Raw genomic sequence first — 23,705 nt, 5'->3', positions numbered from 1 at the left:
GACGACAGACACCGCTCGGGGCGAAAAACGCTTGCCCAGCGAGCAAAATCAGGCGATCTTGAAGTCAAGCGGCAGGCCACTTGGGGAATGTCGGCTGAATTCAACTTCTTCTGCATCACGCTTGCCATCCAGCGCGAAACCGGCGGCAACCTTGCCGAAACGCTGGCCAACCTTTCAGACGTGTTGCGCAAACGCGCACAGATGAAGCTCAAGATCAAGGCGATGAGTTCCGAATCCAAGGCCTCGGCCTATATTGTCGGCTCCCTGCCATTCATCGTCTTCGCGCTGATCTACACCATCAACCCCGAGTATCTGGGCAAGTTCTTCATCGACGAACGCCTGATCATTGCAGGGCTTGGTGGTCTTACCTGGCTTGGCATCGGCGCATTCATCATGGCCAAGATGGTCAGCTTCGAAATCTGATCGAGAGGGACAGGCCATGATACAGAACCCGCCCGGACCGACTCTCCTCGGCTTCGACGTTTACCTCCTCGGCTCGATCCTGATCGGCATTGCCGCTGCGGCTGTGCTGCTGGCAATTTACGCTGCAATCACCGTCCGCGACCCGATGACCAAGCGCGTCAAGGCGCTGAACGAGCGGCGCGAGCAGCTCAAAGCCGGCATCGTCACGAACAGCGCACGCAAGCGCACCAGCATCGTCCGCCGCAATCAGACGACCGACCAGATTCGCGGCTTCCTCGAATCGCTGAAAGTGCTGCAGGACAGTCAGCTCTCGGTCGCTCAGCAGCGGCTCGCGCAGGCGGGTATTCGCAAGAAGGAATGGGCCGTCGCGATCATCCTTGGCCGTATGATCGGCCCGATCGTCCTCGGTATCATCGGTGGCTTGATGTTCTACATGTCGGATATGTTCCCCGACTGGACCCCGTTCAAGCGGTTCATGGGTTTCGCCGCATGTGTGATCTTCGGCTACAAATCGCCCGACATCTTCGTGACGAACCTGGTTTCCAAGCGCACCAACGAGATCCGCAAAGGCTTGCCCGATGCGCTCGACCTGTTGGTGATTTGCGCCGAAGCAGGCCTTACTGTCGATGCCGCGTTCAACCGCGTAGCGCGCGAACTGGGCCGCGCCTACCCGGAACTTGGCGATGAATTCGCGCTCACCGCGATCGAACTGTCGTTCCTGACCGAACGCCGCCATGCCTTCGAAAACCTCGCCTATCGCGTTGATCTCGATTCGGTGAAGGGCGTGGTCACCACCATGATCCAGACCGAACGTTATGGCACCCCGCTCGCCTCGGCGCTGCGCGTGCTCTCAGCCGAATTCCGCAATGAACGCATGATGCGCGCCGAAGAAAAGGCCGCACGTCTGCCCGCGATCATGACGATCCCACTGATCCTGTTCATTCTGCCTGTGCTGTTCATCGTGATCCTTGGCCCGGCTTCCTGCTCGATCAGCGACAGCCTGATCAACAAGAAGCCCTGACGCAGCCACAGCAAACCGCACACAAAAAACCCCGCAAGGCTGGCACCTTGCGGGGTTTTTTGTATCAGAAGTGAAGGCCTCAGTTCGTTGCCACCACGTGGTCTATCGCGCCGAAAATGCTGCGCCCCTTGGCATCGCGCATCTCAATCCGCACAGAGTCCCCTGCCTTCAGGAACGGGGTGACAGGCTCACCCGTGGCAATGGTTTCCACCATGCGCTGTTCGGCGATGCAGGCATAGCCGCGTCCGCCCTGCGACACCGGACGGCCCGGCGAACCATCAGGATCGCGGTTCGATACCGTGCCCGAACCGATCAGAGAACCAGCACCAAGGCCTCGGGTCTTCGCCAGATGTGCAATCAACACGCCGAAATCAAACGTGCACTCCTCGCCCGCCTCGATCCGGCCGAATGCTTGGCCATTGAGGTCAACCATCAGGGTGCGCGAAAGCTTGCCGTTGGCCCAAGCATCGCCCAGCGTATCTGGCGTGACGAAAACTGGCGAGAAATGGCTGGCTGGCTTCGACTGCACAAAGCCAAACCCCTTGGCCAGTTCACCGGGAATCAGGTTACGCAGCGAAACATCGTTCACCAGACCGACCAATCGGATATGCCGCAGTGCCTGCTCAGGGGAAACGCCCTGTGGCACGTCGCTGGTCACCACCACGATCTCGGCTTCGAAATCGCAGCCCCAAGCCTCGTCGGCCAGACGGATCGGTTCGCGCGCACCGCGCAGATCGTCGCTTCCCCCCTGATACATCAGCGGATCGTTCCAGAAGCTATCGGGCAATTCCGCCCCGCGCGCCTTGCGCACCAGTTCCACGTGGTTGACGTAAGCGCTGCCGTCAGCCCACTGGTAGGCACGCGGCAGCGGGGCACAGGCTTCACGTTCGTGGAAGCGTTTGCGCGGGATCGCATCATGCGCCAGTTCAATGCCCAGCGCCTCGATCAGCGGAAAATAGTGGTCCCAATCATCAAGCAGCGCCTGCATGGTCGGCACGATGTGATCAGCATCTGCGTACCATGCCAGATCATCGGAAACGACAATCAGGCGCCCGTCGCGCCCCTGCGGCAGCGAAGCCAGTTTCACTTCTCGTCTCCTTCAAGCGCGCGTGCAGCCTTCAGCAACTTGTCCAGAATGCTGCGCAGCTTGTCTTGCTCACGCGTGGTGATGGCCGAGAATATCTTCTGGTACATCTCCACCGCCTGCGGCCAGATCTGTGCGTGCAGATCCGCACCCGCGCTGGTCAGTTCCAGATGATGTGAGCGCCCGTCCTGCTCGTTCGGGCTGCGTTGTACAAAGCCCTTGTCTTCCAGAACCTTGCACGCGCGATTGACCGCCACCTTGTCCATCAACGTGGCACGCACAAGATCGCGTTGCGTCAAAGGCCCGGCATCGCCGAGCACGGCCATGATCCGCCATTCGGGAATTTTCAGCCCGAATTCGCTGCGGTATTCGCCTGCAATCAAGCCACTCACCGCGTTTGAGGTGATAGCCATGCGATAGGGCATGAAGTCTGTAAGGCGGGTCTGTGTTCCGGGCATGATTTCGTATCACATGAAACCAGCTTGGTTTGCAAGGACGAAATAAAGTGATACCAAGCGGTAGGCGCTGCGTTAATTCATTGCGATTGAACGGACCAGACGAAATTTTCTTTATGCTTCACGTGTAAAGCTTTCAAAGGAAAATGGGCGCAGCATCGTTCCATGCTGCGCCCATGTTGCGCCTTAATTGCGGGGCTGGCGATGTCGTCCTCGGTCAGTGCGCCAGAATGCCCGCCATGATGAAATCCACGGTATGCTCGCGATAACTGTCGCGCAGTCCCTCGGTCAGCGTGTCCTGATCGAAACAATGCTTCAGCACCAGCCGCGCCGAAAAAAACCGGTCCGCTGCACCTGTCACCGTGAAGTAGAACAGTTCCGGGTTGATCGGCCGGAACACGCCGGATTTCACCCCATCGCCGATGAAGCGGTTATAGGCCCTGTGCAGCGGCAGCAGATAAAGGTCCGCTATGCGTTTGGCTTCGGCCTCGTCGCTGTCACGCACCAGCCGCATCAGCAGGCGATTGAGATAGGGGTAGGCATAATAGGTATCGATACACTTCGAAATGTGCAGCCGCAGCTTGTCTTCGGGACTCATATCGTCCTTGGCCAGCAGCGCGTCGACCGAATTGACGATATTCTCCATATCGCGGTCGAGCAGGGCTTTCAGCATCCCCGCCTTGTTGCCGAAGTAGTATTTCACCAGCGCTGAATTCAGCCCGGATCGCAGGCTCAATTCCGACAGCGAAATGTCGACGACATCGCCTTCGCGCATGATGTTGGATGCGGTCTGCAACAGCAGGTCGCGTGCGCCTGGCGTCTCCAGGCTTTCCCCCTTTTCCACGTCCACACTCATTCCCAACCCGGTTCGCTCCACCATGGATATATTGACGGCATATCCGAAGAAACGCGTCCAGGGTAGCGGGGCGCGCGCTTTTCAAGGAAGCTGGTTATGCCTTCAGCCGCATCGGCCCCGCGCGAAAGCATATAAATTGCCCGGCTGTCTACCCGGTGAGCCTCCATCGGGTGGGCATAACCGGGATTGTGCCACAACATGGCCCGCGTCATTGCCACCGATACCGCGCTGGTATTGTCGGCAATTTCCCGCGCCAGCGCCACGGCGGCGGGCATCAGGTCTTCCGGTTCGTGCAACGAACGCACAAGGCCGCCGTGCAGCGCCTCTTGCGCATCGAATATGCGCCCGGTCATGCACCATTCCAGCGCCTTCTGCATTCCCACGATACGCGGCAGGAACCAGCTCGATGCCGCCTCCGGCACAATCCCGCGCCGCGCAAACACCAGCCCGAACCGCGCCTTGGTGGACGCAAGGCGGATGTCCATCGGCAATTGCATGGTCACGCCCACGCCCACTGCCGCACCGTTGATCGCGCCGATCACCGGCTTTTTCGACTGGAATATCCGCAGCGTAAGCAACCCGCCTGCATCGCGCACACGCGGGTCAGACTGGTCTTCCACCTCCGCGCCGGATGCAAAGATATCCGATCCGTCCTGCGGCGTCAGATCAGCCCCCGCACAGAACGCCCGATCACCCGCACCGGTCACGATCACGGCGCGCACATCGTCGTCCGCATCGGTCTGGTCGAACGCAGCGATCATTTCGGCCATCATCGTGCCGGTAAAAGCGTTCATCTTCTCCGGCCGGTGCAACGTCAGCGTGGCAATGCCATCGGCAATGTCGAGCCGGATCTGCGTGTAATCGACCAACAAAACTCTCCTAAAACCGACCCGCAAAACCCACCCGCGCCCCCGCGAAGGCGGGGGCCTCAGTCGTTTTACGCCAGTGCTCCGTAGCGACACCGAGGCCCCCGCCTTCGCGGGGACGCAACAGCCAGCACTTCAGCGCGGCGCCATGCGGATCGCGCCGTCAAGGCGCACGTCCTCGCCGTTGAAATAGCCCGTCTCGATCATGCACATCGCCAACTGGGCATATTCGTCAGGCATACCCAGACGCTTGGGGAACGGCACCGATGCGGCCAGCGCGGCCTTCACGTTATCGGGCGCGGCAGCCAGCAGTGGGGTGTTGAAGATGCCCGGCAGGATGGTGTTCACGCGAATGCCCTCAGCCATCAGATCGCGCGCGATCGGCAGGGTCATACCCACAACGCCGCCCTTCGATGCCGAATAGGCGGCCTGTCCCATCTGCCCGTCCTCGGCCGCGACCGAAGCGGTATTCACAATCGCGCCACGTTCGCCAAACTCGTCACACGGATCGAGCGACATCATGCCCGCCGCCGACTTGGCGATGCAACGGAACGTGCCGACCAGATTGATCTGGATGATCCAGTTGAACGCATCCATCGGGAAGTGCTTGATCTCGCCGGTTTCCTTCGAACGGCTTGCAGTCTTGATCGCGTTGCCGGTACCGGCGCAGTTCACCAGCACACGTTCCTGTCCGTGCGCTTCACGCGCCTTGGCAAAGCCTGCGTCCACGCTCTCGTCGCTGGTCACGTTCACTTCGCAGAACACGCCGCCGATCTCGGCCGCGATGGCCTCGCCCTTTTCCTTCTGCAGGTCAAAAATCGCAACCTTCACGCCCTTGGCAGCCAGCGCGCGGGCGGTTGCAGCACCAAGGCCGGAAGCGCCACCAGTCACCACGGCAGCTACGGTATTGTCGAGCTTCATCAGATAAGTCCTTCTTCTTGAATACTGAAATTCAAAGCGCTTCGATGATCGTCACGTTGGCCACGCCGCCGCCTTCGCACATCGTCTGCAAACCATACTTGCCGCCGCGTGCGCGCAGCGCATGAACCAGCGTTGCCATCAGCTTGGTGCCCGATGCACCCAACGGATGCCCCAGCGCAATCGCCCCGCCGTTCACGTTGAGCCGCTCCGGGTCCGCTCCAGTATGCTTCAGCCACGCCAGCGGCACCGAAGCGAACGCCTCGTTCACCTCGTAAAGATCAATATCCTCGATGTTCATGCCCGCGCGCTGCAAGGCCCGGTCGGTTGCGAACAGCGGCTCTTCCAGCATGATCACCGGGTCGCCCGCCGTTACCGTCAGATTGTGAATGCGCGCCAGCGGCGTCAGCCCATGCGCCTTCAGCGCTGCCTCGGACACCACCAGCACCGCGCTCGACCCATCGCAGATCTGGCTGGCGCTGGCCGCAGTCAGAAAGCCTTCGGGATTCAGCAGCTTGACGCTGGCAATGCTTTCCAGCGTTGCGTCAAAGCGGATGCCCTCGTCCACAGTATGCATCGCCGGGCCTTCAGGCGTCTCCACCTCAACAGGCACGATCTCGTTTGCAAAGGCCTGCCCATTGGTCGCCGCAATCGCCTTCTGGTGGCTGGAAAGCGCAAAGCGGTCCAACTCGTCCTTCGTGAAGCCATGCTTCTTCACGATCATTTCCGCGCCCATGAACTGCGAGAACATGATCCCCGGATACTTCTCCTCCAGCCCCGGCGACTTGTAGTGCCCAAGGCCCTCCTTCATGTGGAAAGTGGCGTTCGTCCCCATCGGCACCCGGCTCATGCTTTCCACACCTGCCGCGATCACCACATCCTGAGTGCCCGACATTACCGCCTGCGCCGCAAACTGGATGGCTTGCTGGGATGAACCGCACTGCCGGTCAATCGTCACCGCCGGGGTCGATTGCGGCAGCAGCTTCGACGCGAGCACCGCATTGCGCCCCACCTGCATCGCCTGCTGCCCGGCCTGCGTCACACACCCCATGATCACATCGTCAACCACCGTCGGATCAAGCCCCACGCGCGCAATGATCGCATCAAGGCTCCGCGCCGCCAGATCCACCGGATGCACGCCCGCCAGCCTGCCGCCCCTACGTCCTCCTGCCGTGCGCACGGCATCGACGATATAGACTGTAGCCATTATTCCGACTCCTCTCCAGAACCTTTAATCGAACGATTAAGCAGCCAGCGCACACTGGTCAAGCACACTTGTGCCAATCGCCGCCCCACCGCATAGACGTCCACGTGAGCAAGGAATCCGCCCTGATCGACGCCATGCGCACGCTGGCCACGCATCCCGCCGCGCGCGGACTGGCCGACGATTGCGCAGTTCTCGATTTCGGCGGCGAAACCATGATCCTTACCCACGACATGATGGTCGAAGGCGTCCACTGGCTCGCCGGGCAGGACATGGCCGACGTTGCATGGAAACTCGTCGCCACCAACCTGTCAGACCTCGCCGCCAAAGGTGCAGAACCTATCGGCGTCCTGCTCGGCTTCACGCTGGGCGATGACGACACGCGCTTTCTCGCAGGCCTCGAACAAGCCCTAACCGCCTTCAACGTCCCCCTGCTCGGCGGCGATACCGTCAGCGCCAATGGCCCGCGCACCCTCGGCCTCACCGCCCTTGGCCGCGCCACCTGTCGCCCCGTGCCCGACCGTCGCGGCGCAACCGCTGGCGATACGCTCTGGCTCACCGGCCCGGTCGGCGCCGCCATGCTCGGCTTCGAAGCGCTTCGAGACCAGACCAACGCCGACAGCACCGCCTTCCGCCGCCCCCAGCCCCGCCTTGCGGAAGGCCGCGCTCTCGCCCCGATCGCCACCGCGATGATGGACGTATCGGACGGCTTGCTGATCGACGCCTCCCGCATGGCGCAGGCCAGCAACGTCACCTTCGCCATCGATAGCGCCAGCGTCCCCTTCCCAGCCAGCCTTCCCCCCGCTCGCCAGGATGAAGCCATGCGCTGGGGCGATGATTACGAACTGCTGTTCACCCTCCCCCCCGGCACAAATCCCCCCATCTCTGCCCACCATATCGGCACCGCCCTCCCACCTTCTGGCAGCCCGATCACCGTCGATGGTGCAGTGCCGCATGGCGCGCTGGGTTATACGCACAAGGGGGATGCCAACGTGAACCTTGTCGTATTATCGATACTGCTAGGGTTGCTGGCCATTGTTTATGGCTTCGTGACCAGCCGTCAGGTGCTGGGCGCACCGGCGGGCAACGCCAAAATGCAGGAAATCGCCGCCGCCATTCAGGAAGGCGCACAAGCCTACCTGAAGCGCCAGTACACCACCATTGCAGTTGTCGGCGTGGTCGTCGCCGTCATCATCGCCGCCACGCTCGGCACGATCTCGGCCACCGGCTTTGTGATCGGCGCGGTGCTTTCGGGCGTAGCGGGCTTCATCGGGATGAACATCTCGGTCCGCTCGAACGTCCGCACCGCTGCCGCTGCACAGAACGGCCTTCAGGCAGGCCTCACGCTGGCTTTCCGCGCAGGCGCGATCACCGGGATGCTGGTGGCAGGCCTCGCCCTGCTCGCCATCGCGGTGTTCTATCACTACCTGACCGACATCGCCGGATACACCGTGGGCGGCGATGATCGCACCGTGGTCGATGGCCTCGTCGCGCTTGCCTTCGGTGCCTCGCTCATCTCGATCTTCGCACGTCTGGGCGGCGGTATCTTCACCAAGGCGGCAGACGTCGGCGCTGACCTCGTCGGCAAGGTTGAGGCTGGCATCCCCGAAGACGATCCCCGCAACCCCGCCGTGATCGCCGATAACGTGGGCGACAATGTCGGCGATTGCGCCGGCATGGCGGCTGACTTGTTCGAGACTTACGTCGTTACCGTGGGCGCAACGATGGTGCTCACCGCGCTGCTGCTCAAGGGCCTTGGCGAAGGCCTGGCTGCGATGATGGCGCTGCCGCTGCTGATCGGCGGCGTGTGCATCGTCACTTCGATCATCGGCACTTACTTCGTCAAACTCGGCAGCTCGAACAACATCATGGGCGCCATGTACAAGGGCTTCCTTGTCACATCGGTGCTTTCGATCGGCGCGATCTGGTGGGCCATCGACTATGCCCTTGGCGGCATGGAAACGGCGATGAGCTACACCATCCTTGCCGATACGGTCACCTTCACCGGCCGCACACTGTTCTACTGCTCGCTGATCGGCCTGATCATCACCGGCCTGATCATCTGGATCACCGAATACTACACCAGCACCAGCTATCGCCCGGTCCGCTCCATCGCCAAATCGTCGGAAACCGGCCACGGCACCAACGTGATCCAAGGCTTGGCCATCAGCCTTGAATCCACCGCCATGCCCACGCTGGTGATCTGCGCAGGCATCATCGGTGCCTACCAGCTCGCAGGCCTGATCGGCATTGCCTATGCGGCAACTGCCATGCTGGCGCTGGCTGGTATGGTCGTCGCGCTCGATGCCTATGGCCCGGTGACAGACAACGCAGGCGGCATTGCCGAAATGGCAGGGCTCGACGATTCGGTCCGTGAAAAGACCGACGCGCTCGATGCCGTGGGCAACACCACCAAGGCCGTGACCAAGGGCTATGCCATCGGTTCGGCAGGGCTTGCTGCACTGGTGCTGTTCGCCGCCTACACCACTGACTTGCGCGAATTCTTCCCGAATCTCGCAGTCAGCTTCAGCCTTGAAAACCCATACGTCATCGTCGGGCTGCTGCTCGGCGCGCTCCTGCCGTACCTGTTCGGTGCGATGGGCATGACCGCCGTGGGCCGCGCGGCTGGAGACGTGGTGATCGACGTGCGCAACCAGTTCCGCGAAAATCCGGGCATTATGGCGGGCACATCCAAGCCCGATTACGCCCGCACCGTGGATCTGGTGACCAAGGCCGCGATCAAGGAAATGATCGTCCCATCGCTGCTGCCGGTGCTTGCACCGATCGTGGTATACTTCGTGATCGCCGCCGTAGCAGGCCAGGCCAACGGCTTTGCCGCCCTTGGCGCCCTGCTGCTCGGCGTGATCGTCAGCGGCCTGTTCGTTGCCATCTCGATGACATCGGGCGGTGGCGCGTGGGACAATGCCAAGAAGTACATCGAAGATGGCCACCACGGCGGCAAGGGCAGCGAAGCCCACAAGGCCGCCGTCACGGGTGATACCGTGGGCGATCCCTACAAGGATACCGCCGGTCCCGCCGTCAACCCGATGATCAAGATCACCAACATCGTCGCACTGCTGCTGCTTGCAGCACTGGCGAGCAACGCAGCCGGATAACTGGCGCGTTACCCAGAAGTTGGGGAGAGGAAACCCCGTCCGGCGCAATCCGGGCGGGGTTTTTCTTTTGCATCCGCGTTAACCTAGTTTTCGCGCCTTGCCCGCTAGGGCTGATGGCGGAGAACCAGATTTTGAACGCGCCGCCCTTCTCATCATTGCCCGGCCTGTTGCCCCCCGCACTCCACGGGGCGGTACGCACGCGTCTTGATCCGTGGCGCGAATGGGCATCGCCGGACCATCGCAAACGCTGGCAGGAACTGGCCGCCGCAGCCACCACGCCCAACCCGTTTTTCGAACCGTGGTACCTCCTGCCCGCCTACGAAGCCTTTGATACGCAAGCCTCTGGCCGGATTCTCACGCTCGAAATCGGCAACGAACTTGTCGGCCTCCTGCCGCTTGCCACGGCCTCACGCTATGGCCGCTGGCCGCTCCCACACCTTGGCACATGGCTCCATCCCAATGCATTCCTCGGCGCGCCACTGGTCCGCGCAGGGTGCGAAGCGCTGTTCTGGAAAGCTCTTTTTGAATGGGCTGACGAAGACCGCACAGCCACCCGTGCGCTGTTTCTCCACATGCCCGCCATGCCGCTCGAACAACCCCTGACGCAGGCCCTGTTCGATGTCGCAGATCGCGAAAACCGCACTGCCGCGCTGGTCATGCGCGAACAGCGCGCACTGCTGCATTCCCCGCTTACGCCCGAACTCTATCTCGAACGTGCCCTGCCCGGCAAAAAGCGCAAGGAACTGCGTCGCCAGCACACGCGGCTGAGCGAACAGGGCGAACTCGCGTTCCAACGGCAAGACGATACAACCGACATCGCTGAATGGACCGAAGCCTTTCTCACGCTCGAAAGCCGCGGCTGGAAAGGTGAAAGCGGCAGCGCAATGGCCAGCGCCCCCGGCACCGCCGCACTGTTCCGCCAGTCGCTCACCAGCGCCGCCGCCCTTGGCAAGCTTGAACGGCTCTCGCTCAAACTTGATGGCCAGCCCATCGCGATGCTTGCCAATTTCCTCACCGCCCCCGGCAGCTTCTCGTTCAAGACCGCGTTCGACGAAGCCTATTCGCGCTTCTCCCCCGGCGTGCTGCTTCAGCGCGAAAATCTCGCGCTGCTCTCCCGCCCCGACATTCAATGGTGCGATAGCTGCGCCGCGCCCGATCACCCGATGATCGATAGCCTGTGGACCGAACGTCGCCCGATTGGCCGCATTTCTGTCGCACTCGGCGGAAAGCTGCGCCGCACTGCTTTCGAAACCCTCCTCGCCCTCGAACTGCGGCGCAACCCGACAGGATTAGGCAGATGAATCAGCATTCTTCGACCTTCTCAGGCAGTTTGCCGCTCGACACGTTCGATGAGACCTCACGCGCCAATTTCGCCGCTTGCTACCCCGAAACGCCCCATAAACTGGTCCACCGCCTCGGCCAGCACCCCCTGATGCAGCTTGATGCACTGGCGACTTTGGCCGAAACGCTGCCCGATCCATCGGTGGAATATAACCGCGCTGCCCTGCCACTCGGCCTCAATGGTGAAAAGGCCCCCGCCAACGGCATGGGCATCGGTGAAACCATCCGCAACATTGCCAGCACCGGCAGCTGGGCCGCGCTCAAGAACATCGAACAAAGCCCGGCATACGCCGATCTCCTGATGGAACTGCTGGAAGAAATTCGCCCCACCATAGAAGCACGCACCGGCGCGATGCTCAAACCGCAGGGCTTCGTTTTCGTCACCAGCCCCGATGGCGTCACGCCCTATCACTTTGATCCCGAACACAATATCTTGCTCCAGATCATGGGGTCAAAACAGATGACGATGTTCCCCGGAGGCGACACCCGCTTTGCCCCCGATGAAACCCACGAAAGCTACCACACTGGCGGCCCGCGCGACTTGTTCTGGCGCGATGATATGCGGCCGCATGGCAAGGTCTGGTCGCTCTCCCCTTCGGAAGCGCTCTACGTGCCTGTAATGTCTCCCCATTTCGTGCAGAATGGCCCCGCCCCGTCAGTATCGCTGTCGATCACTTGGCGGTCCCAATGGAGCTTTGCTGAAGCTGATGCCCGCGCATTCAACAGCGTGTTGCGCAACCTCGGCCTCAAGCCACGCGCCCCTGGCCGCTGGCCCGCCACCAACCGCGCAAAGGCTTTTGCCTGGCGGCTTGTGCGGCGCATTCGCGGATAACGCATACCGTTGACGTAAACGGGAAGGCGGTCCATCGGACTTGCCATGACCGACTATGACGACCCGACTCCGCCCGAACTGGTTAGCCGCCTGCTCGAACTGCTTGATGTGAAAGACCACGGCGGGGACCGCTTCGAAGGCCGCCGCAAGATCGGTGGCGTGGGCCGCGTATTCGGCGGGCAGGTGATCGGCCAGGCGCTCGCCAGTGCTGAGCGCACCGTGCCCGATGATCGCCCGGTCCACTCGCTCCACGCCTATTTTCTGCGTGGCGGCAGTGAGGATCACGAAATCGATTTCAAGGTCGAACGCGATCTCGATGGCGGCTCTTTCTCCAACCGCCGCATCGTTGCCAGCCAACTGGGCAAGCCGATCCTCAACATGGTCGCCTCGTTCCACAAGCGCGAGGAAGGCCGCCACCACGCCGATCCCATGCCCGAAGTGCCCGGCCCCGAAGGCCTGCAAAGCGAAAGCGAACTTCGGAAAATTTTCGCCGCAAAGCTGCCCGAAAAGCAGCGTGCCCAGTTCCTCCAGCCACGCCCGATCGAACTGCGCCCGGTCGAGCAGCGCCACTGGGCAGGCGATGGGCCGCAGGAGCCGAAAGCTCACACCTGGTTTCGCTCGGTCGCGCAACTGCCTGACGATCAGCGCACACACCGCGCCGTACTGGCCTTTGCCAGCGATATGACGCTTCTGGGCACTTGCACCCTTCCGCACGATATCAGTTGGACCAAAGGCAATGTGATGGCGGCCAGCCTCGATCACGCCATCTGGTTCCACGATGATTTCCGTGCGGACGAATGGTTGCTTTACGCCTGCGACAGCCCATGGGCAGGCCGCGCGCGCGGGTTCAATCGCGGACGGATCTACACCCGCGATGGGCGGCTGGTGGCCAGTGTTGCGCAGGAAGGGTTGATCCGCCCTTTGGCTGCCAAAACGGCGGGTTAGGTGCGCTTAGGTGCATTTTAGGTGCATTTTGGTGCACTTCAGAAATGAGCCCGTTTCACCCGTTGGGATGGTAGAAATCATAGACCGTCTGCGCCACCGCTGAGCTGACTCCGGGCGACCGCTGGAGGTCTTCAAGGCTTGCCGCCCGCACTTTTCCAGCCGTGCCGAAGTGCAGCAACAGCGCCCTCTTGCGCGCAGGGCCAATGCCCGGAATCTCGTCCAGCGGACTGGCCGTAATCGCCCGGCTGCGCTTGGCGCGGTGCGCGCCGATGGCAAAGCGGTGGACCTCGTCGCGCATGTTCTGCAGATGGAACAGCAGCGGCGAATTGACCGGCAGCATCTTTTCGCGGCCATCGGGAAAATGAAACACCTCGCGCCCATCGCGCCCGTGATGCGGCCCCTTGGCGATGGCGATGAGCGGCACGTCCTCGATGCCGAGTTCGCCCAAAGCTTCCTTCACCGCCGACATCTGCCCTTTGCCACCGTCAATCAGCACGAGATCGGGCCACATCCCGTTTTCGCGGTCGGGATCGTCTTCCTGCGCTTTGCCGAAGCGGCGCGTCATCACTTCGCGCATCATGCCGAAATCGTCGTTGGTCTGCGCGGTCTTGATGTTCCACTTGCGGTACTGCGCCTTGATAAAGCCTTCCGGCCCCGCAACGATCATCGCGCCCAATGCATTGGTGCCCTGAATGTGGCTGTTATCGTAAACCTCGATCCGCTGCGGCACTTCGGAAAGTTCAAGGAATTCAGCGAGGTCGCGCATCGTGCGCGCCTTGGTGCCGCTTTCGGCCAGCCGTCGGTCGAGCGATTCCAGCGCATTGCGCTGCGCCTGCTCCATCAGCCGCCGCCGGTCGCCACGCTGCGGGACGGAGACTTCCACCTTGCCGCCCGCACCCTCATAAAGCGCCTCGGCCAGAAGGTCCGCCTCGGGCAGTTCGCGGTCCACCAGAATCAGCCGCGCCGGGGGCACTTCTTCGTAGAACTGCGCGAGGAACGCGGTCATCACTTCCGCTTCCGAAAGCCCTTCAGTGTGGCTGGGGAAGAAGGCGCGGTGGCCCCAGTTCTGGCCGCCACGGATGAAGAAGGCCTGCACCGCCACCTGCCCGCCCTTCACCGCCATGGCAAAGACATCGGCATTGCCCACGCCCTCGGCATTGATGGCCTGGCTGCCCTGAATGAAAGTGGCGGCGCGCAACCGGTCGCGCAGTCTGGCAGCGCGTTCAAAGTCCAGCGCCTCGGCGGCGGCCTGCATCTCCACTTCGATCTCGCGCTGCACCGCGCCCGATTTGCCGCCGAGGAAGTCCTTGGCCTGCCGCACAAGCTCGCCATAGTCCTCAGGCGTGATGCGATCCACGCACGGGGCGGAACAGCGCTTGATCTGGTAGAGTAGGCAGGGCCGGTCCCGCCGGGACATGAAACCGTCATTGCAACTGCGCAGCAGGAACAGCTTCTGCAGCGCGTTGATCGTGGTGTTGACGCTGCCCGCGCTGGCGAAGGGGCCGTAGTAATTGCCCTTCGCCTTGCGTGCTCCGCGATGTTTCTGAATGCGTGGGAAAGCGTGATCGCCGCGCAAGAGGATGAACGGAAACGATTTATCATCGCGCAACAGCACATTGTAGGGCGGGCGGAAGCGCTTGATCAGTTGCGCTTCCAGCAGCAGCGCCTCGGCTTCCGAATTGGTGGTGACGATAGTCATGGAGCGCGTCTGGCTGACCATGCGGCGCAATCGGTTGGGCAGGCGATCAACCTGCGTATAGTTGGCCACGCGGTTCTTCAGCGCGCGCGCTTTGCCCACATAGAGCACGTCGCCCTTGGCATCCTGCATCCGATAGACGCCGGGCTTGGGCTTGAGTGTATTGACCGTATCGCGGATGACCGAAACGCCCAGTTCTATATCCGGCTTTTCCGATCCACGCACCGTGGTGGAGGCACGCTCCTCCTGGAAGCGGTCAGTTTCGCGGTCGGGGGGTGCGGAGGGCTTTTTTGCCATGCTTGTCCAGATAGTCCCTCACGCCGCGCAAGCAATGGCGCAAAGGTGCGTTTCCCCGGCTCTATCAGGGTTTTCCCGCATGGTCCGTTTCGGGGGTTTTAGGCTGCTTGCGCGACAATTGGTGAATGATCGGGCAACCATCACGAACCTTCGGGACGCGCAGCGCCGCTGTAGTGTCCGGCCGCCGGGCAGATGCGCGCGTGCGCCTGCATCTGCCAGCAAGACTGGTGCTGCTTTCAGGCACGCAGCAATGCTTTCTGGAAGACATCTCGGTGACCGGCGGTTCGATGAAAAGCTGCCGCTGGCGCAAGTCGTATCGCTACGCCACATCGCCGACAGCTTTGAAACCAACGAACGCGAACGCAACATGGAACGCGCACGGGCGTGGGTTCAGGGGCGATCAAAGACGCTTTGAGCGTGTGGTGTATGTCCTGTAACGACCATCCGCATTCGTGGTTCAATCCGGCCATTCTTCCGGCAGCCAGTTGCGCGAAGTATGGATCACACGAAGAATTGTCAGCGACGTGTCACCTTCGCTCAGCGCATAAACCATGATGTACGGGAGCCGGAGAACAGATTTTTCGTAAGTTCCTGAAACGCGGCTCGGATGTCCGGTGGCGAAGTCGGCCAAAGCAGCGCCGGTCTTCCCAATTGCACGAACAACCCTTTCAGCAGCGTCGGGATCATCTTCTGCAATGTAGCGGAGTATCTCGAAATAGTCGTCGCGAGCACCGTCAGACCAGACCACTTGCCTCACTGGGGGGCAGCCCGCTTCTGCCTCGCTTCAGCTATGATCCGATCTGCCTTTGCCATAACCTCGTCATGCGGTGTGACCCTGCCCGCTGCCATATCCGCAAGGCCGCGCTGTATGCCTTCGATGATCTGCAGTTCGCGGTTCACATAGGCCTCAACCGCTTCTGCGGCGAGGAAGGATTTGGTGCGGCGGGTGTTCTGCGCGAGGCGACCGAGCTTTTCCTTGAGATCGGGCGTTACCCGGATCGTCACTGTTGTGCTGGCACCCATTATTCGCTCCATTCTTCAGGTGTACACATCGTAACACAAGAATTTGCGTTTGTCTTGTGATTGCCGCTCCGTCAGCCCTGCGGGCTGCCCACTCCCCATTTGTCCTTCGGAAAAACGCCGCGGATTTACGGGGGTCAAAACTGCTTGCGGAACTCCACTTCAAACACTGTGCCGCGCGGGTCGAGGTAGCCGGGTTGGTAGCGCAGGGGGACAGCGCCGGTATCGTCGGTGACGCGCTGTTGGGCGTTGAACACGTTGTCGACTGAGAACGAGACGCGTGAGCCTTTGAGGAAGGGGATTTTTTCCACCAGCTTTTCCTTGCGGCCAAGATCGGCGAACACGCGCATGTCGAACGTGGCGATGGGGGCGAAGCGCAGGGTGGTGGCGCCGGGCAATCCGCTGGCGTCGATGCGCGAACCGCCGGTGTAGCTGCCGCTCATACGCAGGCCAAAGCCGCGATAGAAGCCACCGCCTTCCATCTCGATCGAATGGCGCGCCACGCTGCCATCGAGCGCCTGTCCATCAAGCAGATCGAGAACTTGCCCGCCAGCTGCGATCTGCACCGATTGCTGGAAGCGCACGGTGTGGAAGACCGACAGATTCCAGCGTCCGCGTCCGTCGAAACCGCCAGGCCCGCCACGTGGTGCGCCACCGCCCGAAGGGGGCGCGCCTGCGCCAGCGCGAGGACCGCCAGCGCCTGCACCCGGAGGTGGTCCGCCAGCGCCCGGAGGTCCGCCCGCCGGAGCACCGGGCGGCCTGCTACCGGCAGCGCCCATCATCCGGCCCATCGGTCCACGCTGCGCCACTGTGGGATCAGGCTTACCGAAATTGCCGGAAAGGTTGAGGCCATAGCGCAGGCGCGAGCCTTTTTCCTCGGCGAAGGTGACCGAGCTTTGATCGACCGAGATGATCCGGCCATCGGCATCACGGATCACGCGGCCCGGAAAGGCGGCTTCAACATCAGAGGTGAGCAGCGGGAAGCCGTTGGTGGTGTTGCTGGAACTGTTGCGGAAGTATTCGGCGATGAAGCTGGAGTCCTTGAGGAACGGCAGGCTCCAGTTGAGGCCGAATTTCCAGTCGCGCTGGCTTTCCTTCAACAAGTTGGGATTGCCGCCGGAAATGACCGTGGCAAGCACGGTTTCCCCGCGCGAGAAATCGAAAATCGAGACGTTCTGCGTGACCGTGGTTGGCCCGCCCAGCGCGGAAAGGCCGGGGGCCTTGTCTGCCGCGACGTAGCTGGCCTGTAGTGTAAGTTTTTCGGTGGGACTGTAGGTGAGACCTCCGCCCCAGTTATAGAGCGTGCCGAAATCCGACAGGTGATGCACTTCGGCATTGGCGTTGAGCGACAGATCGCCCACCCCTGCGCCGAAGCCTTCGCGGCGGCTGGTGATCGGCAGATCGAGGCTGAAACCGCCCTGCGCATCGCCGCGCTTCAGGTTGATCGTGCCAGCCGCGCTGCGCGTATCAGTGCTTTCGATGCCGGAATAATCGAACCCGGCCTTGAGCGTGAGCGCAACTTCGCCGCCGGGCAGGCGCAGGGGGCGACCGCTGAGGGTGGCGAGGCTGGTGAGCGAGTCGGTCTTTGACAAGGCACGGTCGGCCACGCCGGGGATGATCGCGCTGCTGGGCAGGTTGCCCGAAGCGGTGAGTGAACCTGCATCAATCAGGTCTTGCAGGCCGGACAGATCGGCGCGGTTGTCGATGGTGCTTTTGGTTTCGACATGGCCACCATCAGCGGTAAGCGCGAGGTTCCAGCTGCCCAGCGGCTTGTTGAGCGCGGCACCGGCCTGAAGCGTGGTGGTCTGCCGCCGAGTGGTGATCGCCGCAGGATCGAGGGTGGTGCGGGAGAAGCTGCCGGTGCTGTCTGTCAGCGTGATCGCGTTAAGGCCGTTCAATGACCGCGAATTATCACGCTGCGCCAGCACGTTTATGCTGAGGCCTGCGCCTGCACCCAAAGCGCGGGCCAACGTGGCGTTGAGCTGGGCAGATTTGCTGTCGGCAATCAGCGTGCGGTAGTCGGCCGCGAGCGGATCACCCGCCACCAGCGGTGCTGACGGATCGGGCTGGATGATTCCGCGCTCGCCTTCGGTCAGCGGGCTGGCGTCTTCCAGTTTGCCGGTCACGTTGATACGATTGCCGCCCGCAATCTTGGTCAGCGTGAATTCCTGCTCCAGTTCGGTAAAGCCGCCATCGATGGGGAAGCGGAATTCCGTCTCGCTGCCAAAGCTGCTGAAACTGTCCTTGAGGATGAAATTGACCACGCGCTGATCGGGACGATAGCCATATTGCAGCGCGACTTCTTCGGGCAGCACTTCGACGCGACGGATCGCCTCGGGCGGAATGCCGCGCAGTTCGCGAAAGCCGGAAATGCGCATCCCGTTGAGCAGGACGACCGGCATACCGCCGCCGCGCCCACGCCCAGAGCCGGTCTGCGGAGCGAGCGAGGCGAGCAGTTCCTGCAAAGAGCCTGCGCCGTAGGAAGCGATAGCCTCTTCATCCAGCACGGCGACAGGCGGCTGGGTGGTTTCGACTTGCCCCTTGATCCGGGTGGCGATGACGAGGATCTGGCCGGGTTCGCCTGTGATTTCCTCTTCGGCTTCGGTCTCGGCATCGGTCCCGGCGGTTACGTCCTGCGCGCGGGCCGGATTGGATACGACGAGGCAAAAAGCCAGTGTTGCCAGCGATGTTGCCGCTCTCATGTTCACAATTACTATCCTTGAAAATCTGGCCTTGATCATTGTGCGCCGATAAGCTGCCCGGCGTCTGATATGCCTCTGGTGGCCATCCCTGCGCGTCAGAACAATCCGCATTTCGTATCAGTTTGTCGCGCCGCAACATAAGTGGGCAACATATCTGGCGACATGGGGGCGGCTAGCTGAACCAAAGATTGCTTAAATTCGCGCCCCCTTCCCTTTTGCGGCAACCAAGGCTAAGGGCTGCGGGAATCCTTGCATGTGAAATGCGCGGACAGGTGGTTGAACTCCTGCCCAACGCGATGTTCCGCGTCCGTCTGGAAAACGACCACGAAATCCTCGGCCACACCGCCGGCAAGATGCGCAAGAACCGCATCCGCGTGCTGGTGGGCGATGAAGTGCTGGTCGAACTGACGCCTTATGACCTTACCAAAGGCCGCATTACTTACCGCTTCATGCCCGGTCGCGGCGGTCCCGGCGGCTTCTGATGGCGGGCGACAGTTCGCCCGCTTTTCCAAATTCTCCCGCACTGGTCCTGGCATCGGCCAGCCCGCGCAGGCTTGAACTGCTGGGCCGGTTGGGCGTGGTGCCTGACCGTGTCGTTGCCACAGACATCGACGAATCCCCGCTCAAGGCTGAGCGGCCCCGCGCCCATGCGGTGCGGCTGGCCGCTGAAAAGGCGCGTGCGGCGGCGGCATTGGCGCCCGGCTGCCTGATCCTTGCAGGCGATACCGTGGTTGGCGCAGGCGCGCGCATCCTGCCCAAGGCTGAGGACGAGACCACCGCGCGGGCCTGCATCGCGCTGCTTTCGGGCCGCCGTCACCGTGTATTCTCTGCCGTTGCCGTGATGACGCCGGACGGCAAGCTGCGTGAGGCACTGTCGGAGACGATCGTGCGGTTCAAGCGGCTCTCAGCCGAAGAAATCGACGATTACATCGCGGGTGGAGAATGGCACGGCAAGGCTGGTGGCTATGCCATTCAGGGCAGCGCCGAAGGGTTTTGCGACTGGCTTTCGGGCAGCCATTCGGGCGTAGTCGGCCTGCCTCTTTATGAAACGCGCCGCTTGCTGAAAGCCGCAGGTTTGAAGGTTCAATGAAGCATGTCCGCTGAATGGCTTTACGAAGCAGGCATTGCTGAAGAGCGTGCTATTCTGGCGTCCGGGGGAAGTATTCTTTCCGCACGCGTGGAATGGGGCGAGGGTCTGCGCCCCGGCCTTGTCGCCGAGGCAAAGCTGGTGAAGCGCCATGCCGGGTCACGGCGCGGCCTGGTCCGCTTCGATGATGGCGCAGAGGCGCTGATCGACCAGCTTGCGCGTGAAGCGAGCGAAGGCGTGCGGATGATGGTGCGCGTGACGCGCGCCGCCATTGCCGAACGCGGCCGGACCAAGCTGCCCGTGGTCAAGCCTGCGCCCGGTGAAGCGGCACGCCCTGCCCCCAATTTGCGCGAAGAGATCGAAGCCACCGGCGCCACCGTGCGCGTGCTGCCCGCCACCAGCCGCGCTTTTGCCACGAACGGCTGGGACGAACTGGTGGAGCAGGCGCAGACCGGCGAGATCGCATTCCCCGGTGGCGCAATCATCGTAAGCCCCACGCCCGCAATGACGCTGATCGATGTGGACGGCGCGCTGCCTCCGTTGAAGCTGGCACTGGCGGCGGTGGACGCGATCGCCGATGCGCTGCACCGCATGGACATCGGCGGCAACATCGGCATCGATTTCCCCACATTGGCGGACAAGAAAGACCGCCAGCACGTGGACAAGGCGCTGGCCGACGCGCTGATCGACTGGACGGGCGAACGCACCGGCATGAACGGTTTCGGTTTCGTCCAGCTTGTCGCCCGGCTGGAGCGGCCCTCGATGGTCGCCCGGTTCGCCCGTCACCCCGCCGCTGCCGCCGCGCGCGTGCTGCTGCGGCAGGCAGAGCGGGTGGAGGAACCCGGTGCGCTGCTACTCACCGCCCACCCCCGCGTGCTCGATGCGCTGGAACCGGCGTGGGAGGCCGATCTGGCGCGGCGGACCGGGCGGACCATCCGTAGCAAGGCTGATGCTGCTCTTGCCCTCCACGGCGCTTTTGCGCAGGCAGTACCTGCATGAAAGTACCTGCATGAAAGTACCTGCATGACTGGGCCAACCATTCGCCGCTGCCCGATCTGCCGCAAACCGCGCGTAGAAGAGCACAAACCGTTCTGTTCCTCCCGTTGCCGCGACCGTGATCTGCTACGCTGGCTGGACGATGGCTACGCCCTCCCCGGCCGCCCGGCCGAACAGGACCCGGAAGACTGACCGCCCCACAAAATTTTCGCACATGAGGTATTGCCAAGCCCGCCCCGCTTCGCCATAGGCGCGCTTCCCATCGTTAGCCGGTCCCGCAAGGCACCACGGCAGCGACGATGCCCGGGTAGCTCAGTTGGTAGAGCAGCGGATTGAAAATCCGCGTGTCGGCGGTTCGAATCCGTCCCCGGGCACCATTGGCCTGTTCGCCAACCCCGCCAAAGCTTGAAAAAGCCCCGGAAATCGGCCGTTTATTGCATCGACCTAACCGCTGATGCTTGTTGATGTTCGCCGATATTCGGACAATCTAGGTGATCTTTGTGGGGGCCTTGTCAAAAAGCCTGATTTGAAAGGCCCCCAAGATGCCCCTTAGCGATTCTGCAATCCGCGCTCTGAAGCCCCGCGATAAAGATTATCGGGTGACCGACAAGAAAGGCCTCTCCCTTCAGGTCTCGTCAGCCGGTGGGCGGCTTTGGCGCATGAAGTATCGCACTTCCGGCGGCATGGAAAAAGCAGGCGTTTGGCGCTTATCCTGAAGTCTTACTGAAGGCAGCGCGCGCCATCGGTGCCTGCACGATGGGTAGCGGTATTCCGAGAGTTTCTAGCACTGACATCCATACGCCATAGCAAAATGACGGAACAATGCGATGCCAGTTGTACGCTGATTGAAGCGTATGCGACTGCCTTCACAAACCGACGGAAAATATTGCCTGCGGACATGAAAGGCTGGAGCGACCGCTATGTCAGTAGAGTTTTTCACGCGTCGCCCCCTATCCCGGAATGCTCGTCTACGGACACAATAGCCGGACCGAAAGCACCTTCAGACGAGGCCGTTTCGGCAGAACCCTCCGCGATCGGCTGAGCAGCGGAGCATCCGATAGTCATGCTGCGCAGCACGCCGTCGCGGCGCACCAAGCCATGCACCAGCGCTGCCGCCAGATGGCCGAGGATCAGCGCGAAGAACAATAGCGCGACCACCGTATGCGCCTCGCGCAGCAGAGCATAAAGCGCGAGGTCGTGCGGAAGGATCGGCGGTAACGTAAACCCTTTCGTCACAACCACCGGATAGCCACCTGCGGACAGCATCGCCCAACCGATCAGCGGCATCCCTATCATCGCGGCATAGAGCAATATGTGCGATCTCCCGGCAATTCGCTTTTGCCACAGCGCGATATCGTCGGGCAGAACGGGTGCCCCCGTTGCAAGGCGAAGCGGCAAACGGATCAGCACCAGTACCAGTATCATGATGCCGATCGGTCGGTGCAACGCCAGCAGTGTGGGGTAGAGCGGCCCGGCCGTCGATACCATGCCGACACCGATGAACAGCATCGCCAACACGGCCAGCGCCATCAGCCCGTGAAGCACCCGCAGAGCCGGGTGAAAGTCTTGAGAATGGCGAGTCATCGTGTTTTCTCCGCCCCCAGATACCGACCAGCCGCGCTCGGCCCCGCCCTTTCGGCGGCCCGTCGAGAGAAGGAAGTGGAATAAGTCTTGGATCGCGCAGCAAGTAGCGGATCATCGGATAGGCCAACCCCGACGGGCAATATGGTTGGGTCGAAATTCAGATCCCGGCACGCATCGGCTTCTTCAGGTGAAGCCGCGTTGATGGTCAGTGTGCCTGCGTCGATCGTTCGGTGTGGGCCGGTCCATGCCACCGTTGCTTTGTCGGTCACGTCGCCCGGATTGGCGACGACGAGTTGCAGATGCCAGTTGGATGGACCCTTGGCGGTCCGCGCAATCATCTCGCGAAACAGATAATCGCGCGGCAATTGATCGAGGCTGGCCTTGTCCAGTCCGGTCAGCGGGGCTTCGGGCACGAACTGCCAGCGCACCAGCCGCACCGTGTCTGCGCGGTCGGTGAAGCGGAACGCATTGATGCTGTAATAGGTCGCGTTGGCAAAACTGTCAGGCAGCACCGCCTTTGCCATATAGTCCTGGAACGCCTTGACCTCCGGGTGCGCGGCCAGGAACGGCTGCATCACCGCAGGGTCAGGCTTGCCGGTCCGTGCATCAACCTTCGTTGCGCGCTGGAACGCGATGAACGAGGCGACGTCGGCGACGGGGAATATTGGCGTGTGATCCATTGCCATGCGCCATTGTTGACCGTCCGGTGTGTTCAGAAGCAGCGCCATCGAGTGAAAAACGTTGCGCCCATCGCTAGCAAGCGGGTTGCCGCCCGCGATCGAAAAGCGTCCGATAACGGGGTAGCGACCGCGTGAGAACGCCTGCGCAACGGACAGCGCCTCACCGGCACCATTTGCGGCGAATGTGCCTGAAAAGCAAAGCCCCTTGGCATGGGCGCGGCGATAACCAGGGTGCTTGCCGCCGTTAAAATCGAGCGCAGCGATCACGTCGCCACCGTTGATCCGTTGCTTGCCGATCCAGCCTGCCGCCCAGGCAAAAGCGGCGATGAGCAACAGGACGATTGCACCGATCAAGGCGAGCTGCCCGATGGGCGCACGTCTCTGTGTTGACATGGAACGTTCCGATCCAGTGAATGATGTGCGCCAGACGAAGCGTGAGTCCGCTTTATTCCGGCCGTTCGAAAAATTTTCGGCGCGTGGAATTGTAGCGCGACGATTACGGTGTCCGGTCGGCGTCAATTTTGATGGCCGATAGGTGGCCGCGCCGGTTGGTGAATTCTGGCTACCATTTGCTGTTGCGAG

General features: G+C 62.0%; 24 protein-coding genes, 1 tRNA gene and 1 pseudogene. 14 read left to right on the top strand and 12 right to left on the bottom strand.

Annotated features, from left to right (window positions below; translation table 11 throughout):
- Together B7X90_RS17155 and B7X90_RS17150 are read left to right on the top strand one after the other, a co-directional pair.
- Window positions 1-423, top strand: a 423-nt coding sequence (locus tag B7X90_RS17155) for a type II secretion system F family protein (RefSeq protein ID WP_292626530.1), incomplete at its 5' end; no start/stop codon positions are given.
- A 16-nt stretch (window positions 424-439) separates the two neighbouring features.
- Window positions 440-1,444: a type II secretion system F family protein gene (locus tag B7X90_RS17150; protein WP_292626528.1), complete on the top strand. Its 1,005-nt coding sequence runs from the start codon at window positions 440-442 to the stop codon at window positions 1,442-1,444.
- A gap of 79 nt (window positions 1,445-1,523) precedes the next feature.
- Here the strand turns inward: B7X90_RS17150 and B7X90_RS17145 are convergent, their stop codons facing one another.
- From B7X90_RS17145 to B7X90_RS17120, 6 genes are all read right to left on the bottom strand, one after another.
- Window positions 1,524-2,531: a fumarylacetoacetate hydrolase family protein gene (locus B7X90_RS17145; RefSeq protein WP_292626526.1), complete on the bottom strand. Its 1,008-nt coding sequence runs from the start codon at window positions 2,529-2,531 to the stop codon at window positions 1,524-1,526.
- On the bottom strand, window positions 2,528-2,986 hold the full coding sequence (locus B7X90_RS17140; RefSeq protein WP_292626524.1) for a MarR family transcriptional regulator: 459 nt from the start codon (window positions 2,984-2,986) through the stop codon (window positions 2,528-2,530). Before B7X90_RS17140 ends, B7X90_RS17145 begins: the two co-directional genes overlap by 4 nt.
- Window positions 2,987-3,200: 214 nt before the next feature.
- Complete coding sequence (locus B7X90_RS17135) at window positions 3,201-3,839, bottom strand: TetR family transcriptional regulator (protein ID WP_292626522.1); 639 nt, start codon at window positions 3,837-3,839, stop codon at window positions 3,201-3,203.
- Entirely contained in the window at window positions 3,836-4,708 is an 873-nt protein-coding gene (locus B7X90_RS17130) for a crotonase/enoyl-CoA hydratase family protein (protein WP_292626520.1), read from the bottom strand. Before B7X90_RS17130 ends, B7X90_RS17135 begins: the two co-directional genes overlap by 4 nt.
- 132 nt (window positions 4,709-4,840) lie before the next feature.
- Window positions 4,841-5,626, bottom strand: a complete 786-nt coding sequence (locus B7X90_RS17125) for an SDR family NAD(P)-dependent oxidoreductase (protein WP_292626518.1) — start codon at window positions 5,624-5,626, stop codon at window positions 4,841-4,843.
- Between the two features lie 31 nt (window positions 5,627-5,657).
- Window positions 5,658-6,830 (bottom strand): acetyl-CoA C-acetyltransferase, encoded by a 1,173-nt coding sequence (locus tag B7X90_RS17120; RefSeq protein ID WP_292626515.1) that lies wholly within the window; start codon window positions 6,828-6,830, stop codon window positions 5,658-5,660.
- Between the two features lie 104 nt (window positions 6,831-6,934).
- On the opposite strand from B7X90_RS17120, the pseudogene thiL reads away from it, so the two are divergent.
- The 5 genes and pseudogenes from thiL to B7X90_RS17095 all read left to right on the top strand — a co-directional run.
- Window positions 6,935-7,804 (top strand): annotated as a pseudogene (gene thiL, locus B7X90_RS17115) (thiamine-phosphate kinase); the annotation flags it as partial.
- A 15-nt stretch (window positions 7,805-7,819) separates the two neighbouring features.
- Window positions 7,820-9,943 carry a sodium-translocating pyrophosphatase gene (locus B7X90_RS17110; RefSeq protein WP_292626535.1) on the top strand — a complete coding sequence of 708 codons (2,124 nt, stop codon included), beginning with the start codon at window positions 7,820-7,822 and terminating at the stop codon, window positions 9,941-9,943.
- Between the two features lie 131 nt (window positions 9,944-10,074).
- Complete coding sequence (locus B7X90_RS17105; RefSeq protein ID WP_292626512.1) at window positions 10,075-11,244, top strand: GNAT family N-acetyltransferase; 1,170 nt, start codon at window positions 10,075-10,077, stop codon at window positions 11,242-11,244.
- A complete protein-coding gene (locus B7X90_RS17100; RefSeq protein ID WP_292626510.1) occupies window positions 11,241-12,116 on the top strand; it encodes a transcriptional regulator in 876 nt (291 codons plus the stop codon). Before B7X90_RS17105 ends, B7X90_RS17100 begins: the two co-directional genes overlap by 4 nt.
- Window positions 12,117-12,161: 45 nt before the next feature.
- Window positions 12,162-13,061, top strand: coding sequence for an acyl-CoA thioesterase II (locus B7X90_RS17095; RefSeq protein ID WP_292626507.1), 900 nt, complete (start codon window positions 12,162-12,164; stop codon window positions 13,059-13,061).
- A 55-nt stretch (window positions 13,062-13,116) separates the two neighbouring features.
- Here B7X90_RS17095 and uvrC read toward each other — a convergent pair whose 3' ends face one another.
- A complete protein-coding gene (gene uvrC, locus B7X90_RS17090; RefSeq protein ID WP_292626504.1) occupies window positions 13,117-15,054 on the bottom strand; it encodes an excinuclease ABC subunit UvrC in 1,938 nt (645 codons plus the stop codon).
- A gap of 250 nt (window positions 15,055-15,304) precedes the next feature.
- Between uvrC and B7X90_RS17085 the strand changes: the two genes are divergently transcribed.
- Entirely contained in the window at window positions 15,305-15,469 is a 165-nt protein-coding gene (locus tag B7X90_RS17085) for a hypothetical protein (RefSeq protein ID WP_292626501.1), read from the top strand.
- Between the two features lie 42 nt (window positions 15,470-15,511).
- Here B7X90_RS17085 and B7X90_RS17080 read toward each other — a convergent pair whose 3' ends face one another.
- The 3 genes from B7X90_RS17080 to B7X90_RS17070 all read right to left on the bottom strand — a co-directional run bounded on the left by B7X90_RS17080 (window position 15,512) and on the right by B7X90_RS17070 (window position 18,776).
- Complete coding sequence (locus B7X90_RS17080; RefSeq protein ID WP_292626498.1) at window positions 15,512-15,811, bottom strand: type II toxin-antitoxin system RelE/ParE family toxin; 300 nt, start codon at window positions 15,809-15,811, stop codon at window positions 15,512-15,514.
- Window positions 15,808-16,077: a CopG family ribbon-helix-helix protein gene (locus B7X90_RS17075; protein WP_292626495.1), complete on the bottom strand. Its 270-nt coding sequence runs from the start codon at window positions 16,075-16,077 to the stop codon at window positions 15,808-15,810. The genes B7X90_RS17080 and B7X90_RS17075 overlap by 4 nt, the downstream gene beginning before the upstream one ends.
- A 134-nt stretch (window positions 16,078-16,211) precedes the next feature.
- Window positions 16,212-18,776 (bottom strand): TonB-dependent receptor plug domain-containing protein, encoded by a 2,565-nt coding sequence (locus tag B7X90_RS17070; protein WP_292626533.1) that lies wholly within the window; start codon window positions 18,774-18,776, stop codon window positions 16,212-16,214.
- A 260-nt stretch (window positions 18,777-19,036) separates the two neighbouring features.
- Between B7X90_RS17070 and infA the strand changes: the two genes are divergently transcribed.
- The 6 genes from infA to B7X90_RS18400 all read left to right on the top strand — a co-directional run bounded on the left by infA (window position 19,037) and on the right by B7X90_RS18400 (window position 21,575).
- Window positions 19,037-19,258, top strand: coding sequence for a translation initiation factor IF-1 (gene infA, locus B7X90_RS17065; protein WP_292626492.1), 222 nt, complete (start codon window positions 19,037-19,039; stop codon window positions 19,256-19,258).
- Window positions 19,258-19,866, top strand: coding sequence for a Maf family nucleotide pyrophosphatase (locus B7X90_RS17060; RefSeq protein ID WP_292626489.1), 609 nt, complete (start codon window positions 19,258-19,260; stop codon window positions 19,864-19,866). The genes infA and B7X90_RS17060 overlap by 1 nt, the downstream gene beginning before the upstream one ends.
- Window positions 19,867-19,869: 3 nt before the next feature.
- A complete protein-coding gene (locus tag B7X90_RS17055; RefSeq protein WP_292626487.1) occupies window positions 19,870-20,862 on the top strand; it encodes a ribonuclease E/G in 993 nt (330 codons plus the stop codon).
- A 24-nt stretch (window positions 20,863-20,886) separates the two neighbouring features.
- On the top strand, window positions 20,887-21,051 hold the full coding sequence (gene yacG, locus B7X90_RS17050) for a DNA gyrase inhibitor YacG (protein WP_292626484.1): 165 nt from the start codon (window positions 20,887-20,889) through the stop codon (window positions 21,049-21,051).
- A 109-nt stretch (window positions 21,052-21,160) separates the two neighbouring features.
- Window positions 21,161-21,236, top strand: a tRNA-Phe gene (locus tag B7X90_RS17045).
- Between the two features lie 165 nt (window positions 21,237-21,401).
- Window positions 21,402-21,575 (top strand): integrase arm-type DNA-binding domain-containing protein, encoded by a 174-nt coding sequence (locus B7X90_RS18400; RefSeq protein ID WP_366409834.1) that lies wholly within the window; start codon window positions 21,402-21,404, stop codon window positions 21,573-21,575.
- Between the two features lie 220 nt (window positions 21,576-21,795).
- On the opposite strand, the gene B7X90_RS17040 is transcribed toward B7X90_RS18400, so the two are convergent.
- On the bottom strand, window positions 21,796-22,443 hold the full coding sequence (locus B7X90_RS17040; protein ID WP_292626482.1) for a cytochrome b: 648 nt from the start codon (window positions 22,441-22,443) through the stop codon (window positions 21,796-21,798).
- Window positions 22,440-23,516 (bottom strand): catalase family peroxidase, encoded by a 1,077-nt coding sequence (locus B7X90_RS17035; RefSeq protein ID WP_292626479.1) that lies wholly within the window; start codon window positions 23,514-23,516, stop codon window positions 22,440-22,442. The genes B7X90_RS17040 and B7X90_RS17035 overlap by 4 nt, the downstream gene beginning before the upstream one ends.
- Window positions 23,517-23,705: the final 189 nt, after the last annotated feature.

The organism is Novosphingobium sp. 17-62-19 (assembly GCF_002256775.1).
In the GTDB taxonomy this organism is placed as follows: Bacteria; Pseudomonadota; Alphaproteobacteria; order Sphingomonadales; family Sphingomonadaceae; genus Novosphingobium.
The sequence above is the reverse complement of the archived record's forward strand: the minus strand, read 5'-3'. Positions and strand labels throughout refer to the sequence as shown.